Origin of the sequence: Streptomyces atriruber (assembly GCF_001418325.1) — a bacterium.
Lineage (GTDB): Bacteria > Actinomycetota > Actinomycetes > Streptomycetales > Streptomycetaceae > Streptomyces > Streptomyces atriruber.
Genome location: NZ_LIPN01000225.1, coordinates 24965 through 25213 on the forward strand (window position 1 = coordinate 24965; position 249 = coordinate 25213).

At 73.1% G+C, this 249-nt stretch carries 1 pseudogene; it reads left to right on the forward strand.

Annotated features, from left to right (window positions below):
* Positions 1–124 (forward strand): annotated as a pseudogene (locus tag AOK03_RS44205) (ATP-binding protein); the annotation flags it as partial.
* Positions 125–249: the final 125 nt, after the last annotated feature.

The following is a 249-nucleotide window of genomic DNA, read 5'->3' on the forward strand; positions in this document are numbered from 1 at the left end:
GGCGCTCGACCTGGAGGCCGCCGTGCCGATCATGGCGTGCGACGCCCGCCGCAAGGAGTCGAGCCGGGACGTCCTGATGACCCTCATGCGCTACCTCCACTCCCTGACCGTGGCCCGCGTCTGACCGCGCCCCCACCCCCATATCCAGCCCCCGGTCCCCCCTCTTCAGCCAAACCCCGAGCGACGATCGTGACGACTCCTCCCACTCCCTCCTCGCCCTGCACCGCCCACACGGCCCCCGCCCCCCCC